This is a genomic window from Salirhabdus euzebyi (assembly GCF_014207435.1).
GTDB lineage: Bacteria > Bacillota > Bacilli > Bacillales > Alkalibacillaceae > Salirhabdus > Salirhabdus euzebyi.
This window is the reverse complement of record NZ_JACHGH010000001.1, coordinates 255,684-271,245: the sequence shown is the minus strand read 5'-3', so window position 1 is coordinate 271,245 and position 15,562 is coordinate 255,684. Positions and strand designations below refer to the sequence as shown.

12 protein-coding genes are annotated in these 15,562 nt (G+C 35.5%); all 12 read right to left on the bottom strand.

Annotated elements, in window-relative coordinates:
• Positions 1-19 precede the first annotated feature (19 nt).
• A complete protein-coding gene (locus HNQ94_RS01320; RefSeq protein WP_221452461.1) occupies positions 20-667 on the bottom strand; it encodes a response regulator in 648 nt (215 codons plus the stop codon).
• Between the two features lie 23 nt (positions 668-690).
• Entirely contained in the window at positions 691-2,136 is a 1,446-nt protein-coding gene (locus tag HNQ94_RS01315) for a GAF domain-containing sensor histidine kinase (RefSeq protein WP_174496433.1), read from the bottom strand.
• 179 nt (positions 2,137-2,315) lie between these two features.
• Complete coding sequence (locus tag HNQ94_RS01310; protein WP_174496432.1) at positions 2,316-3,866, bottom strand: bifunctional GNAT family N-acetyltransferase/carbon-nitrogen hydrolase family protein; 1,551 nt, start codon at positions 3,864-3,866, stop codon at positions 2,316-2,318.
• A gap of 179 nt (positions 3,867-4,045) precedes the next feature.
• The gene (locus HNQ94_RS01305) at positions 4,046-4,774 is read right to left on the bottom strand and encodes an ABC transporter ATP-binding protein (protein ID WP_174496431.1); all 729 of its coding nucleotides are present in this window, start codon (positions 4,772-4,774) and stop codon (positions 4,046-4,048) included.
• Positions 4,775-4,790: 16 nt separating this feature from the next.
• Entirely contained in the window at positions 4,791-5,843 is a 1,053-nt protein-coding gene (locus HNQ94_RS01300) for an ABC transporter permease (RefSeq protein WP_174496430.1), read from the bottom strand.
• Positions 5,815-7,035 carry an ABC transporter permease gene (locus HNQ94_RS01295; RefSeq protein WP_174496429.1) on the bottom strand — a complete coding sequence of 407 codons (1,221 nt, stop codon included), beginning with the start codon at positions 7,033-7,035 and terminating at the stop codon, positions 5,815-5,817. The genes HNQ94_RS01300 and HNQ94_RS01295 overlap by 29 nt, the downstream gene beginning before the upstream one ends.
• Positions 7,036-7,067: 32 nt before the next feature.
• Complete coding sequence (locus HNQ94_RS01290) at positions 7,068-8,636, bottom strand: DUF6583 family protein (RefSeq protein WP_174496428.1); 1,569 nt, start codon at positions 8,634-8,636, stop codon at positions 7,068-7,070.
• A gap of 246 nt (positions 8,637-8,882) precedes the next feature.
• Positions 8,883-10,031, bottom strand: a complete 1,149-nt coding sequence (locus HNQ94_RS01285; protein ID WP_174496427.1) for an anti-sigma-I factor RsgI family protein — start codon at positions 10,029-10,031, stop codon at positions 8,883-8,885.
• Positions 10,028-10,768, bottom strand: coding sequence for an RNA polymerase sigma-I factor (gene sigI, locus HNQ94_RS01280; RefSeq protein ID WP_246200006.1), 741 nt, complete (start codon positions 10,766-10,768; stop codon positions 10,028-10,030). The genes HNQ94_RS01285 and sigI overlap by 4 nt, the downstream gene beginning before the upstream one ends.
• A 147-nt stretch (positions 10,769-10,915) precedes the next feature.
• Positions 10,916-11,752 (bottom strand): S1C family serine protease, encoded by an 837-nt coding sequence (locus HNQ94_RS01275; RefSeq protein ID WP_174496426.1) that lies wholly within the window; start codon positions 11,750-11,752, stop codon positions 10,916-10,918.
• 28 nt (positions 11,753-11,780) lie between these two features.
• The gene (locus tag HNQ94_RS01270; RefSeq protein WP_174496425.1) at positions 11,781-13,814 is read right to left on the bottom strand and encodes an ABC transporter ATP-binding protein; all 2,034 of its coding nucleotides are present in this window, start codon (positions 13,812-13,814) and stop codon (positions 11,781-11,783) included.
• Positions 13,814-15,559: an ABC transporter ATP-binding protein gene (locus HNQ94_RS01265; RefSeq protein WP_174496424.1), complete on the bottom strand. Its 1,746-nt coding sequence runs from the start codon at positions 15,557-15,559 to the stop codon at positions 13,814-13,816. The genes HNQ94_RS01270 and HNQ94_RS01265 overlap by 1 nt, the downstream gene beginning before the upstream one ends.
• Positions 15,560-15,562 lie beyond the last annotated feature (3 nt).

The following is a 15,562-nucleotide window of genomic DNA, read 5'->3' as shown; positions in this document are numbered from 1 at the left end:
AACATCTGGGATACCCTTATTAATGAGATGCTAAATATTTCACCCCAAATAGCGCAGCTTGGGTTCTATCATGCACTTCTAACTTCGATAAAATATTAGAAACATGTGTTTTAACCGTTTTTTCTGTAATGTATAAATCGTTCGCAATTTCCTTATTACTTTTACCATTCATCATCTCTTGAAGAACATCTAACTCACGATTAGTTAACTGAGCCAGTTTAGCTTTTTTCTCTTCCTCTTCATTCCCAGAAACGTGCTGAAACAAATGAGATGCTGCTTTATGATCAATCATTTTTTCACCATCGGCTACTTTGCGAATGGCATTTGCTAATATTTCTGGGTCTGCATCTTTTAATTGATATCCACTTGCTCCAGCTTTAATTGCTGGAATAACGGAATTATAATCAGAAAAGCTTGTTAACATTAATATTTTCGTTTTCGGAAACAGGCTACGAATTTGTTGAGCAGCCTCTACTCCATCCATCACAGGCATTTGAACATCTAATAAAACAACATCAACTTCATTTTCTTGTTGTAAAAATTGAATAGCTTCTTCCCCATTTGCTGCTTCCCCAGCTATTTCAATATCATCGAGCGTATTAAAAAAATAAACCAAACCTTTACGAACTACTTGATGATCATCGACAATTAAAACGCGAATTCCCATTTATTTCCCCCCGGTAAACCTTTCTATTTTGCAGGATTAGGGATGTAGACATGTATCGTAGTCCCTATTTTACGGGTACTGTTTATTGTCACTTTCCCTTCAAAAGCTGATGCTCTCTCCTGCATTCCCTTTAAACCATATGACTGAAATTCAGCCATTCTTTCTTGATCAAAACCAATCCCATTATCTTCAATGACAAGGGTAAAGCTATCCGAAGTTCTTTTTAATGTGATAAAAATTTCTTCTGTTTTTGCGTGCTTTTTTACATTATGAATTGCTTCTTGTCCTATACGGTACAGCGCTTCCTCTATGGAATACGGGATTGTATTACTACCTTCAGCATGTATATTTGGCTTCAACTTTACTTTTTCTGCATATTCAACCAAACCAGTTAGCAATCCTTTTTCTAATGCAGTAGGTTTTTGACCCGCAATCAAGGACCGCATTTCTTGAAGAGCCTGCGTTGATAAATCGTAAATATCTTGAATAGGATTATCCTCATTCGTTCCTGGAAAAAGGTGTTTCGCCGCTCTTGAAGTAAGCACAATGGAGAATAACAGTTGACTTACAGAATCATGAAGATCTTGTGCTAGCCTAGCCCGCTCCTGTACTCTTGCCATGGAGGTCTCTTTTTCTTGAAGAACTAAATCCCGATATGTTAATTCTGTATGGTTAATAATCAACTGGAGAATTTCTTCTTCAATTGGTGATAACAAATACGGTGTGGCGTACAACAACTGTCCATCTATTTCAGGAAAAGGAATAAACTCTAAATTTTCATTCTCCATATCCCCAAGTTTTGTATCATACTGTTGGATCGTAAGTTGAATACCACTAAAAGAAAACATGTCTTTGACGTATTTACTGACGAACGTTATAAACGGTTGAATCCTGCGTATTTTTCTTAAATGTTGGACAAAGTCATTCAACTTTTCTAATAAACGGACCCTTTCCTCTTCCTGCTCATATTGTTCAATCCGACGAAGAGCTGTTCCTATTTGATAAGCAACAGATTCTAATAAATTTAATTCTTCTTCTATGTATTCGCTACGATTAGGTGCAGCAACATTCAGCAACCCATAGCTTTTTTCCGGTGTTTTTAATGGTACCGTTGCATGATGAGACAGACCTTCTGTATCGTATTTATTCTGTTGAATCGCAAGGTTAAGTCGCTTACATTCAATGATGTTCGTTGCTTTCGTTAATTTGCCGGTTTTATACTTCGATATACAGTAGCAGTCTTCTCCACATAGTGGGGCCTTTTCATGAATAGATAATGCTTCCGGTAATCCTTCGTCAGCACCTAACTGCATATTTCCATGCTCAATAAATATCCAGCCGGTTCTAAAATGAGTAATTTCAATGAGCTGTTTTAAAACAGATTGAAGCATCTCCTGTTTGTTTTGGCATTCGTTAAGTGTTTCCGCTATCGTCTTCAAAGCTTGCAATTTTCTTTTTTCATCTAGCATAAGGAACATCACAACCTTCTGAATATATACACTTATTATACCAGTGAAAATCCAATTGAGCCTACTGTTTTTCTTGTTCAGAAAAGAATAAAAGCGCAAGCACCTTGCTCAGCCTAAGGCAGGTATAAGGAGCAAAAAGAAAAAGAGCTAAAAGAATTAGATCCCTTAGCTCTTTTTCCTTATATTTTATCGTCTGCCTTCTTATAGGTAACTTCAAATAAATCCTTTCGACGATCCACAAGCTGTCTAACAGTTCCCGTCTTACGCTGTCTTCTTAAAATTTCTAAGTCAACATCTCCTACAACGACTGTTTCAATATTTGGATTACATTCTCCAACAATTCCATCAGGTGCAAATTCAAAATCCGATGGAGTAAAAATACCAGACTGAGCATATTGAATATCCATATTTTCTACTTGTGTTAAATTACCAACTGTACCCGCAATAACCGTGTAAACTTGGTTTTCAACAGCTCTTGCTTGCGCACAATAGCGAACACGCAAATAGCCTGCACGATCATCTGTACAAAATGGAACAAAGATAATGTTAGCACCTTGGTCCACAGCATACCTTGCTAACTCAGGGAATTCAATATCATAGCAAATTTGAATAGCAATTTTTCCACAATCCGTATCAAATACTCTTACTTTATCCCCTGCTTGAACGCCCCACCATCTTCTTTCATTAGGGGTTACGTGTATTTTGTATTGCTTCTCAATTGTCCCATCTCTTCTAAACAAGTAAGCAATGTTAAATATTTTATCGTCTTCCTCGACAAAATGAGATCCACCAACAATGTTCACATTATATTTAACCGCTAAATCTGTAAATAACTCAATATAATCCTCTGTGAATTCAGCAAGCTTTCGTACCGCTTTTGAAGGGACCTTCTCCTCTAAAAAGGACATTAACTGAGTAGTAAAAATTTCCGGAAAAACAACAAAATCGGAACCAAAATCATATGCAACATCCGCATAATACTCAACTTGACGAGCAAACTCTTCAAATGAATTAATGTTTTTCATCATATACTGGACAACAGTAATCCTAACAGGAAAGGCTGTTTTGAAGTGTCTTTTACTTGTCGGTCGATAATCAATATTATGCCATTCCATTAATGTTGCATATTGGTTAGATGCCTTATCATCCGGTAAATAATTAGGATTAATACGCATAACATTAAACCCATTCATAATTTGAAACGTTAACACTGGATCAAATATGCTTTGGTTACGCACTTGATCGACATATTGACGAGGAGTTAGCTCATCCGAATATTTATGATAATTGGGAATTCGTCCACCAATAATAATACTCTTCAAATTAAATTTTGCTGCTAGTTCCTTTCTAGCCTCATACAATCGTCCACCAATTTTCATCCCTCTAAATTCTGGATGGACCATTACTTCTATCCCGTATAAATTGTACCCTTCAGGATCATGATTCGTAATATAACCACTATCTGTAATGTCGTCCCACGTATGTTTATCATCATATTCGTCAAAATTCACGATTAAACTCGAACAGCTACCAATAATTTCACCTTCAAACTCCACGCAAAATTGACCTTCAGGAAATATAGTGAGATGGCTTTCTAAATGTTCTCTTTTCCACGGGTCCATTCCAGGAAAACAAGCTTTTTGAAGCTTCAATATATTATCAATGTCTTGATGTTTTATGTTTCTTACTTCAATTTTTTTCTCAAACTGAGACAAATCTAATTTAGACATGTGCATGTTCCTTTCTACAATAGGATACAAAAATAGCATACAAAATTTCTAGCTTGAAAAGCAAATGTTACAATTGGATGGATTTAGAGTTCAACCAATAACAACAATCTATGCGATAAGAGTCCTTAAAAACTAATAGGTCCGGTTTATGACTATGAATCGGACCTATTAATGAATAGTTATCTTTTCCGTTGTCGTAAAATTTTTATGAGCTCCTGATTTTCCTCTAAATCTAACTGATCCTTTTCGAATTGATCGAGCTGTTCACTAGGGCCTTCAAATAAAATTTCTCCATTTTGTAAAACAAAAATAGAATCGCTTAAATAGTTGATGACGTCCCATTCGTGACTAATAAGAATGATGGTTTTACCACTCTTATGTAGTGATTTTAGCCATGTTAACAAATCATCTTTGGCTGCTAAATCTACTCCTGCAGTGGGCTCATCCAATAAAATGATGTCAGGATTGTGTAGCATCCCTGCACAAACATTTAATTTTCTCTTCCAGCCACCTGATAAAGCTTTTACTTTTTGGTGGTAAACATGATGCAAGCCAAGGGCGTGAAGCATTTCTAAAATATATGTAGGGGAACCCATATTTTTTGCTGCTTTTTTCCAAAAATGAATTTGATCTTTAACCGTAAGCTCCTCAAACAAGGCAATTTCTTGGGGGATATACCCAATCTGTTTTCTTAAGTCTTGGACATTTTTGGAATAGGGTACACCATTATAAAAAACTGTTCCGCTATCTGGTTTTAAAACGGATGCCAATATTTTTAAAAAGGTAGATTTTCCAGCACCATTTGGACCTACTATGCCAATGGACTCCCCTTTATTTATTTGAACAGATACATTTTTAATGATCCGCTTTTTCTTCATTATTTTCTCAACATTTTCAAACTGCAACAAGGAATTTCCCCCCCCTCTACAACATGAGTTGATAAAACCAATAGTGAGGTAATATATAGCTCCACCATTTTTCAAATCCAGAAGAAATCGCCAGAAAAGAAAATACGAATGACAACATCGAATATATGATTATAAGCATTAAATATACACTTTGCTTTTTAATGAATAGATTTACTATCATCGTTAATAGAAGCATAGAAATGAAACCGATAAAAGCTGGTATATATATATTCACCGCATTCATTTCCACTTTTAATGATGTCAACGTTAACGTAATAAGAAGGAAAAATAATAAACTATAAAATAACGTCTGTACTAAATAAAAGCTTGATATAAATGCTCTTATACTTCCGCTTCTAAGACGAATACGGTCTAATAATCCCTTTTCCTTCCATTGGTAAATAGGTAATAGTCCACCAGCAAAAATGATCCAAGTATACCACATCCAGAAACCCAATAACCCTATAGTTAGGTTATCAATAGCTTCTTCTTGTTCCAAATCCCCACTGTTAGAAGGAACAAAATCCATTTGGAACAATGGTTCTGGCTCCCAGTATTGATCAGCATGCTGAAATGCTACTTCCCAGTTAAAATCCTCTTCATTTCTTTTTAACTGCTGTAGGTCGTTCGCCGCTTTACTATTTAAAGCAAATCTCATAACTTCTGCTGCAACTTTTTCTTTTACGAATGTATCTAAAAATGACCTACTCGTTCGGATCCATTCCATTTGCTTCCGAATATCACCAGATTTAATATGTTGATTAAATTGTTCATCCAAAATGAATGCTGCTTCTACTTTTCCAGTTCTCACAGCTACAATAGCTTCCTCTTTTGAATTTACATGTAGAAGTTGAATCCGGGGATCTTCATTTATTCTAAATCCGATTGTTTCGGCAAAGCCCTCTTTCTCTTGATCAACCCAAGCAATAGGAATGCTACTTTCCTCCACAGTTGATGTAGCAAACGGAAAAACGACAGTCAGTAAGAATAAAGGGAACAAAATAGTAAATGCTAGTTTCCACTTATTTTGAAAGAGGAGCTTATTTAGAAGAAAAAGATAAGTACCCATCTTTCCCCTCCTTTATCCATGACCTAACGATAATAGCAGCGAGACCAATAACAATAAATAAAATGATAATAGACCAGTGTGAAAAAGGTACTTCACCCGACAATATATAAAATTTGAGGCTTGCATACAGATGATGAAATGGGATAAAAGTAGCCAACTCCTGAATCCAATTTGGTAAATACAGTAAAGGAAGCCAGATACCACTTATAAAAAAACCAACCATCATTAGTAACGTAAACAGACCTGTACGACTGGACTTAGAAGCAATAATACTGTCTAATACACTTAAAATAGATGCTATCAAGATGCTAGCTATTAACCATGTTATTAATGTCTGTATAGTTAGAAGCCACTCTATGTCAAATACCAAAGATAAAAGTGCACTTAATACTGTCAATTGGATAAACAAAAACAACATATACGTAAAGAATTGACTTATGACGATTGAAAAACTTGTACCATTCATTGCACGAAGTCGATCCAACAAACTATGCTCCTCTTGCCTATTCCCAAACGTTTGAAAAAGTATGGCTGATAACAAACAACTAGTTAAAATAAAGCTAATTATTCCATGCTGTACCCAACCAATTGTTGTCCCCGCCTTCACTTCCTCTGTTGAAAACAAATCATTACGATCTAAAGCGAACAACGTATATTGAACGATTAATTGCTGTAAAAATTCAGAACGGTTTGTTTCTAAGTCTCTTATGTAAAGATCATAAACGGTATTTATTCCACTTTGCGCTGCTGATATATAAGCGGCACCGCTACTTAATAGTATTTCAACCATTTTGGAGTGGTATGGCTGTTGACCATTCGTAATGACCTTTATTGGTGTGTTCGTACCAGTTCGTAAATCGCCAGTAAACCCCTTAGGAACTTCAATAATTGCTGCAACTTTATTTTGTTCTAATTGTGCCTTTGCTTCTTGTTCAGACATATCAACAATAGCGATTGCTTTTTGAAGCGCTTCTTCATTTTGAAGTTGATTAACGAGGGTCTTTGTCTCAAATGTTTGGTCATAGTCTACATAGGCAACTTGGATTTTATCTACAGACTCTTGCTCCACCATTTGTAATACAACATACGCAAAGGAACCTAACAAAACGATAGGGAAAAAAAGCATAACAAAAAAGAGAGCAGGTTGTTTTATGATCGATTTCCATTTGTAAAAAAACAATGTTCTGATCATAACAACCTACTCCCTTTCCTATCATTTAAATCTTAAAAACCACCAAAGCCGCCAAAGAATGACTGGTAATAAGTCATGGCATTCATTTCAATTTCATACATAATTTGCTCTAATTCCTGTGGAGTTAAATCAAATACATATACAGAATTATTTTCAGCTACTGCTGGGAATTCTAGGTTATCCGCAAAGTTTATTGCTGTATCACCATAGATAGTGAAATTAAAGTTCATGTCTCCCATCATTGGATCCATCATCGCTAAATCTATACCGAACTCAAAACCTTTTTCCGCACTGCTACTACCATTGCTGACGTTAGATTTGATAAATCCGCTAATTTCAGGTATGTCCTGTGTATAAGGAGAATTAATAACAACGTCAAATGTGCTTTCTAACGTATTATCCTTATAGTTCGTATCCGCATTGACAGCAAAGTCCACATCACTCCACTCGTCAAAATATAAGAAGCCAAGACTTTGCTTCACGTTATACGCACCACTGTTAGGAGCTCCATTTTCACTATAGGAGATGGAAAGTTCTCCTTCTTCTGTCTGAGGAACAACGTGTAACGCTAAATCAAACGTATACTTATCACCAGATTGAATAAGCGTGTTAATATTTAAGCTGAATGTCACGGAATCTTGTTCCATTTCATCTGTTATGTCAAAGCTTAACGTTCTATATGAAACATAGTCACCATCCATATACGCTTCATACGTAATCCCATTAGGCAATTTAAGTAAATTGACATTATCAATCAAATAATTAATTTCTTCCTTTTGAAGCTCTGTATCCCCAAATTGAGACTGGAAACGCTCGTCATCTCTAATTTTTGTTAACAAATCTTTAATTAGTTGCTGTGCTTCAGCTTCTGTGAAATTTACAGAAAGCTTTGTAAAACTTTCTCCTTCATATTTCACATTGTCTTCTACATTTACTTTCTCCTCAGAAACATAGTCCTTCAAGAAAGTTAAATATTCTCTAACCATTTCCTTTAATTGCTCAGCAGTCAACGTTTCTTGTTGAAGTTCAATAATATTAGGAATTTCTTCAAACGGAACTTCATATGCTCCAGCTTGACGCAAGTAATCTCCTAATCCGTTATTTTCTAAGACAAAATATTTGTCATACAACGCTGGTACTTGAAAACTAGTAATTTCTTCATTTTGATATACATTTCCATCTAACAAACTACTTCCTTGTAAAGATAAATCCACCCCAGCATAGAATTCCTTTGTCGATGGCTTTACTTTCGTTTCTGTGTTCAAACTAATAGAAGAAACGATACCTTGTACCATTCCTATCATAGGGTCTGATTGCCCTAGTTGTGCAGGTAATTGTGTGTCAGCAGTAAATGTTGATGATGACTCATAAGCTTCTTTCAGTAGTCTTTCACTTAGTACTTTAGAATCACCATAATACTCATCATAATAGTCCCAAGCTTCTTCAAATGTATTTTTCTCAGCATTAACATATTGAACCATTGGATTCTTTGTAACTAATTGGTTATATGCAAAAACGCCAATTGCCCCAATACCAAATACGAGTATAATCGAGACTATCCAGATTAACCCTTTTTTGTTTCCTCTTTGATTTTGATCCATCTCGCACTCCCCTTATCTTTTTACTACTTACCTATTATATATCTGTTAACTCTTTTCGGTAAGGGTAATTTTAGAAAACTTAAAATTTATGTATTAGAAAAACTTGGCTTGTCGCCAAGTCCTTATGGCGAAAGCCTTAGTTTTTCTTATACTTTAATCCTTTAACAAAGTTAAACTTTCTTAAAGTAAAACAAAAACACACCCCATAGTAATTCTACTAGGGATGTGCTCTTTATATGTTATTGTCTAATTAGAAAATGCTAATGTAGGCAACAAATTTTTCAAAACACGGTTAACAGTCTCTGTTGGGAAATGTTCTGTTTGAGCTTCATCATTTTTCCCTTTTCCCGATCCTGGTGGGCCATCTTTCTGTTGTCCTGGTGGAACAAAGTCATCATTGTTCCCTTTTCCTTGATCTTCGTTCCCATTCCCATTATTTCCGTTGTTTCCTTTGTTACCATTATTACCCTTATTTCCGTTATCTGCATTATTATCGCTATTACCATTATTTCCGTTATTACCATTTCCTTTTCCTTCATCTTTATCTTTATTTTCATGTCCAGGTGGAACATCATTTTCATTTTCATTTTTCTGCTTTTCTTCTAATTTCTTTTGAAGTCCAGGTGGAAGGGCTTTTCCTTTTTTATTCTCATCCAAAAGAAACTTTTCTAAAATTGCCTCATGAACAGAATTTGTTTCGTTGTTTTCATTATCTCCATCAGGATGTGCTTCTAACACTTGTTCGACCACATCTTGTGCATATAAAAAGTTCATCGATACTTTCTCTTGTTCGGCTTTTTCTCTTATTTCTTCCGGAACTTCAAAAGTGGTAATAGAGAGCTTTTCTTCTTCTTCGTTTTTCAATGATGCATCTATTTTATTTGTTATTTCCATATTCTTTTCCGATTCTTTTACATAACTAACGCCTACTAAGACGTCTTCCGTATCATTCATATAACCAGCTTGTGCTGTTTCTTCCAAAATTAATTTCATTACTTTATCAACGGATTCTTTTTTCCAGCCTGTTAAATCTTGTTTCACTTTTTCTCCGTCATCATTAAGTGCAGTAATTTTTATTACCTCTAAGTCTTTATTGACAACTAATTGCAAGCTTGGATTAATATCAACATTCACATAGGCAAAAGCTGTATTAGATTGATTAAGCACGAAAGGAACAAATACAAGCAGCAGCATTGCTAAAACTGGAGCGACAATACGTATATTTAGAAAAGAAAAGATCTGTGAAAAACTGCCCGAACGCGCGGGGATAAATTCTATTTCCTGTCCTAACGCATAGCTTTTGTTTTTCTCGCGTTTAGCGTTATGAAATGATCCATCTTTATCCATAACAATAACTTTGCTTGCATTTGTTTCCATTACTATCCCTTTTCTCACAGATCCACCCCCTTAATATACTCTTTTAAAAAAACATAATCTCCGCATAAAATAATAAAAATAGCTAAAATGTATTTTCTGTTCCGCTCCAATGTCTTTCTACTAACATCTACATATTGAACAAGTTCTTTCATCGGAAGACGTTTCTTCTCCTCCACATAAGCCCGAAGTTCCGCCTCTTTATAAATTGTTTTAGCAACTAAAATAGCCGATTCCCTCGCATCAACATGCTTTGGAGAAACCTTTGTTAATTCTTGAAACGTAATCTTATAATCAATTAATTGCTTACTGTATTCTATAATCTCTTCTTTTCTAAGCCATTCTTCGGTTGATTGTTCATATTTTTCCTTTGCTATTTTCACTTCTTGAGGATTCTCTAATTGATCATCATCTTCATTCGTTTGATTAATCGAGATGTGAATCCCTTTATTATTTTCACTCCGCAAATAATCAATCACTTTGCGTTTTACTACTAATTTAGCAAAGGACAAAAACGAGCTACCTTTTTCATCAGAATAGGAATCAATTGCACGATTAAAAGCAATTAATCCAATACTAAATTCATCATCTTGTTTCGGGTCAATAAATTTTTTGCAAACCTCCGAAACGCTTTTGGCAATAAAAGGTTGATATTGTTTCAATAATTGATTTCTCATTCCGCTGTCACCATTTTGAGCTAATAAAACTTGATCTTCTAAGGATAGTTTTTGCTTTTTTCTCATGAGACGTTCGATCAACCTTTATCACCTCCAAACAATAATATTATTCGTATGATCACATCCAAAACTGGGGGTCATTAAAATAAAAATTTTGCTCAAAATGGTGATTGCGACGTTTTAAAAATAATACAATACATAGTCCACACAATCTATAGTAAATCTTCCCTACTCCTTACTAATTTCAATAAGCATAGATTCTTCCTTCTCATGAAAATAAGAAATTGGTATGGCAAGGCCCACTTTCCCAACGCCATCTCGTCTCCCCGTAGCATAGACTACAGCAATCACTTCACCGTCACTATTGATGACAGGACTACCACTATTCCCTCTATAAACAGGAGCCTTAAGCATTAATACATCTCCTTCAATCCCTGAAGAATTTGTGTAACCTAACACTTCCCCTTCATTAGCAATACCATTAAAATTTAATGGATTACCAATAAAATAAATATGCTCATTCGGTTCAAAGGAAGTAGAAGGTGCCAATGATAAATACGGCAAATCTTCTCCCTCTACCTTTAATAAGGCAAGATCAAGCTCTGGATACTCCGCTATTTTCTCTGCTTCAAATAATCCATGGTCTGGAAAAGCTACACCCAAATACGTACCACTATCGATCACATGATGATTCGTTAAAATATATCCATCAGGTGAAATGGAAAAGCCTGTTCCTTTGCCGTCCCCTGTTTCCACTACTACGACAGATTCCTGATAATCATCAATTTCCTCGAGCGCAGACAGTTTAGCTGATGTTTTCAAAAAATCAATAACAGGCAACGAAAAGGAGCTTGGTAACATGGAAACAACGTTTAATAACATAAAAATCGCAATTAGCCAAAACACCCACTTCGGAAAGGGGCGTTTCGGCTTTTCTTCGTCCTGAACTTTATGACGAATCTTTTTTCTTTCTTCTTGAATAATATCGTACATTTCCTCTTCTTCAATATCCTCGTACAAATCTGTTTCATCTATGGTCTCTGGTATTTTTTTTTCGTCATCCATTTCGGACTCCCCTTTGAACTAGTTACGTTTATGTGGTAATAGATAATTTCCCTTGTTGCATTTCGTACATTTGCAAATAGTTTCCATTTTGTTGAAGCAATTCTACATGTGTACCTTTTTCTATTATTTTACCACGTTCTAGTACAAAAATTTGGTCTGCTTGTTGAATGGTTGAAAGTCGATGCGCAATTACTAATGTTGTACGTCCTCGTTTCAAAACAGCCATTGCATCTTGAATTAACCCTTCTGTTTCCGTATCAATATTTGCAGTTGCTTCATCAAGTATGAGAATAGCTGGGTCATATGCCAAAGCCCGTGCAAACGATAGTAGCTGACGTTGTCCAGTCGAAAATTGTGTACCACTTTCTCTAACTGGTTGATCATATTGTTTCGGTAGTTTTTTAATAAACTGGTCTGCCCCTACTGCCTGTAAAGCGGCAACAGCCTTCTCTCTCGAAATAGCAGGATTATTTAGCGTAATATTTGATAAAATGGTCCCTGTAAAAATAAAGGGATCCTGCAATACAATTCCGATATGACTGCGAACTTGCTGCCTGGAAAGCTGCTTCGTATCCAGCCCATCTATTTCAATGACACCTTTTTGCGGGTCATAAAAGCGAAAAAGAAGATTCATAATAGAGCTTTTACCAGATCCTGTATGCCCGACAAAAGCAGCAGTTTGCCCTGCCTTCACACAGAAAGACATATCTTTTATAATAAAATCGTCTTCCTCATAAGCAAACCAAACATTTCGAAAACGGACGTCACCTTTATATTTCGTAATTGGTTTATTATCAACATCTTCACCAGACTCATCCAATAACTCAAACACTCTTGCCCCTGCTACACGGGCCTGTTCTAAATGAGGTAATTGATTAACAATTTGATTAACTGGCTCGAATAGCCTTGTTAAATAGTCAACAAATGCATAAAGAACACCTGCAGAAATTAATCCTCCTGTAGACAAAGAAGCTCCCCCAAAATACCAAATGAAAGCTACAAAAGCTAAATTCCTTAATACATTAACTAGATTAAAAGATGTGAAAGCATTTAGTTTATTCAATTTCATTTGATAATGAAAGTGACGATAATTCATTTCTTCAAATTCTTCTTGGGTTGCTTTTGTTCTTCTAAAAGCTTGGATAATTGGCATCCCCTGAATAGATTCATTAATTTTTCCATTAATTTCACTAATCGTCGAACGAATGATCCGATTAAAATTACCAGCATAGTTTTTATATAATTTCATCCATACAACCATAATTGGTAACAAAAGGAGACAGATAAAAGCTAACTTTACGTTTAACAAAAACAAAGCGATAAAAATACCAGTCATGTAAATAAAGCCATTCACAAAGGTTTCTAATACTTTTACATATAGCTCTCTAATCGCTTCTGTATCATTCGTTACTCTTGCGACAATTTTTCCTGCTGGTCTGTTAACAAAGTACCGAACAGGTAAACGGTGGATGTGTTCAAACACATCATTCCTCATCGTTTGAATGACTTTATTTGATGATACTTGTAATAAGTACGTTTTTAAATATTGGAAGACAGAGGCAATCATAATTAAACCTATATAAATAAATAGTAACGTGAATATCGGTCTAATTTCCGGCTTAAAAAAAGCATATAAATCTGTAACGGATAAAGAAGTAGCCTCCACTTCCTCGATGTTGTCAGGTGTTTCAATTTTTAAGGTGTTCTCATTTATAACCGACACATTTCCGTTTATAGGTACATTATCATTGACAAAATAATAATCTCTTCCACTTTGCAAAAGGGTGTTAGTATGGATAACTTCATCGGAATTCGTTAAGCGGTCTTGCCTTTTCAAATAATTGCCTTGAAACGAAACGGTATATTTATCATCATTTTCCGTTACTTCTGCCCAGTGAGCTTGAATGCCGACAATATGATTATCAATCACATGCTTTGCTATAAAAGGACCTGTTAATTCCAAAGCTACCGCAATAATTAAACAACAAAGTCCTAAACTAATAGATTTTTTACTAGTCATGGCATAATCGAATAATTGTCTTTCTGTTGTCCTTTTACTCATTAGTTATCCACCTCCCCTTCCATTTGCTGAATATCATACTGGGTTTTATACCAGCCATTATTATTCATAAGCTGATTATGAGTACCTCGCTCCACTATTTTTCCATCCTCTAACACAATGATTTCATCCGCATGTTTTACAGCTGACAATCGATGTGCAGAAATAAGGGTCGTGCGCTCTTTTCTCTCCTGTTTTAAATGTGCAATAATTTTTGCTTCTGTTTTCCCATCTACAGCAGATAATGAGTCATCAAGAATTAAAATTTCTGGATCCATCAGTAAAGCCCTTGCTAGAGAAACACGCTGCTTTTGACCACCAGATAGAGTAACGCCACTTTCCCCAACAATTGTTTCTATTCCATTAGGCAAATTATCTATATCCTCTTTTAAAGATGCAGACTTTAATATCCGGTTAATATCTTCATCGGAACGTTTCTCACATCCAAATAAAAGGTTTTCTTTGACTGTTTTAGAAAATAACACGTGATCTTGTGGAACATATCCAATCCACCCTCGAGTCTCATCTAATGTAAATTCCTGGATAGGGATACCATTTATGAACACTTTCCCACCTGGTGGTTTATATTCCCGTAGCAACTGTCTAAACAGTGTTGATTTCCCAGCACCTGTTTTTCCAACAATACCAACAGTATGACCACGTTTTATCGACAAGTTTATGTTGGATAGTTGTAATCCCTCTGCTTCCGGGTAACGAAAGGAGACATCTAAAAATTGAACTGTTTCTGGTATTTCAATCGTTTTTGCCGTGTCTGGATCCGAAACATCTGGTTCTTGATTTAATATTTCATCCACTCGATCCAGCGAGGCATTCCCTCTTTGCATCACATTTATCAGTTCTCCAATAGCAAACATTGGCCAAATCAACATACCAAGATAAACGTTAAACGTTACAAGTTCCCCTAACGAAATTTTGTTTTCAAATACCATAATGGCACCGTAGCCTAAGCCAATTGTATACGCTAAACCAACAAGTACTTTTATCGTTGGTTCAAAGAAAGCATCCATTCTAGCCACATCTACGTTCTTTTGGAAAACATCCTCCGTTAAATGAGCAAACTCACTTTGATCCTGCCTTTCTTGAACAAAAGCACGAATGACCCGTACACCTCTGATAGATTCTAATGTGTAATTATTTAAATCACTAAACGAAGATTGTGCCTTCATAAACCTTTCATGGATTGCTTTCCCATATTTATGAATAAGATAAGCCATAATAGGTAGTGGTATGAGAGCTGCTAGCGTCAGTTGCCAGTTAATGGTGAACACCATTAATAAAATAATCATCGTCATAAATACAGTTGAATCAACTAAGGTTAAAATTCCAAAACCGGAAGTCATCATGATCGCTTTCAAATCATTAGTAGAACGGGCCATTAAATCTCCCGTTCGATATCGGCCAAAAAATCTCGGTGTCATTTTGAAAAAATGTCCCATTAGTTTTGTACGCATTTTTCTTTCTAATAAAATTGCTCGCCCAAATAAAGTATAGTCCCAGAAAAAGGTAATACTATAACTAGCGACTATTAGTGCTCCAAACATGAGTAGAATTTCTGAAAGCCTCTCTGGTGTTAATTGATTGTACTGAATGTCATCTATAGCCATCCCGATTAATTTTGGTGGAATAAGATCGATAAAACTTACTACTATAAGTGCAAAGATTGCTAAACTATAACGCAACCATTGTTCTTTAAAAAACCAAGCTAATTTCCGAAAAACAGTAAACATTCC

Coding starts and splice junctions, on each gene's coding strand:
- HNQ94_RS01320 (WP_221452461.1), bottom strand. CDS start 667: ATGGGAATTCGCGTTTTAATTGTCGATGATCATCAAGTAGTTCGTAAA.
- HNQ94_RS01315 (WP_174496433.1), bottom strand. CDS start 2,136: ATGCTAGATGAAAAAAGAAAATTGCAAGCTTTGAAGACGATAGCGGAA.
- HNQ94_RS01310 (WP_174496432.1), bottom strand. CDS start 3,866: ATGTCTAAATTAGATTTGTCTCAGTTTGAGAAAAAAATTGAAGTAAGA.
- HNQ94_RS01300 (WP_174496430.1), bottom strand. CDS start 5,843: ATGGGTACTTATCTTTTTCTTCTAAATAAGCTCCTCTTTCAAAATAAG.
- HNQ94_RS01295 (WP_174496429.1), bottom strand. CDS start 7,035: ATGATCAGAACATTGTTTTTTTACAAATGGAAATCGATCATAAAACAA.
- HNQ94_RS01290 (WP_174496428.1), bottom strand. CDS start 8,636: ATGGATCAAAATCAAAGAGGAAACAAAAAAGGGTTAATCTGGATAGTC.
- HNQ94_RS01275 (WP_174496426.1), bottom strand. CDS start 11,752: ATGGATGACGAAAAAAAAATACCAGAGACCATAGATGAAACAGATTTG.
- HNQ94_RS01270 (WP_174496425.1), bottom strand. CDS start 13,814: ATGAGTAAAAGGACAACAGAAAGACAATTATTCGATTATGCCATGACT.
- HNQ94_RS01265 (WP_174496424.1), bottom strand. CDS start 15,559: ATGTTTACTGTTTTTCGGAAATTAGCTTGGTTTTTTAAAGAACAATGG.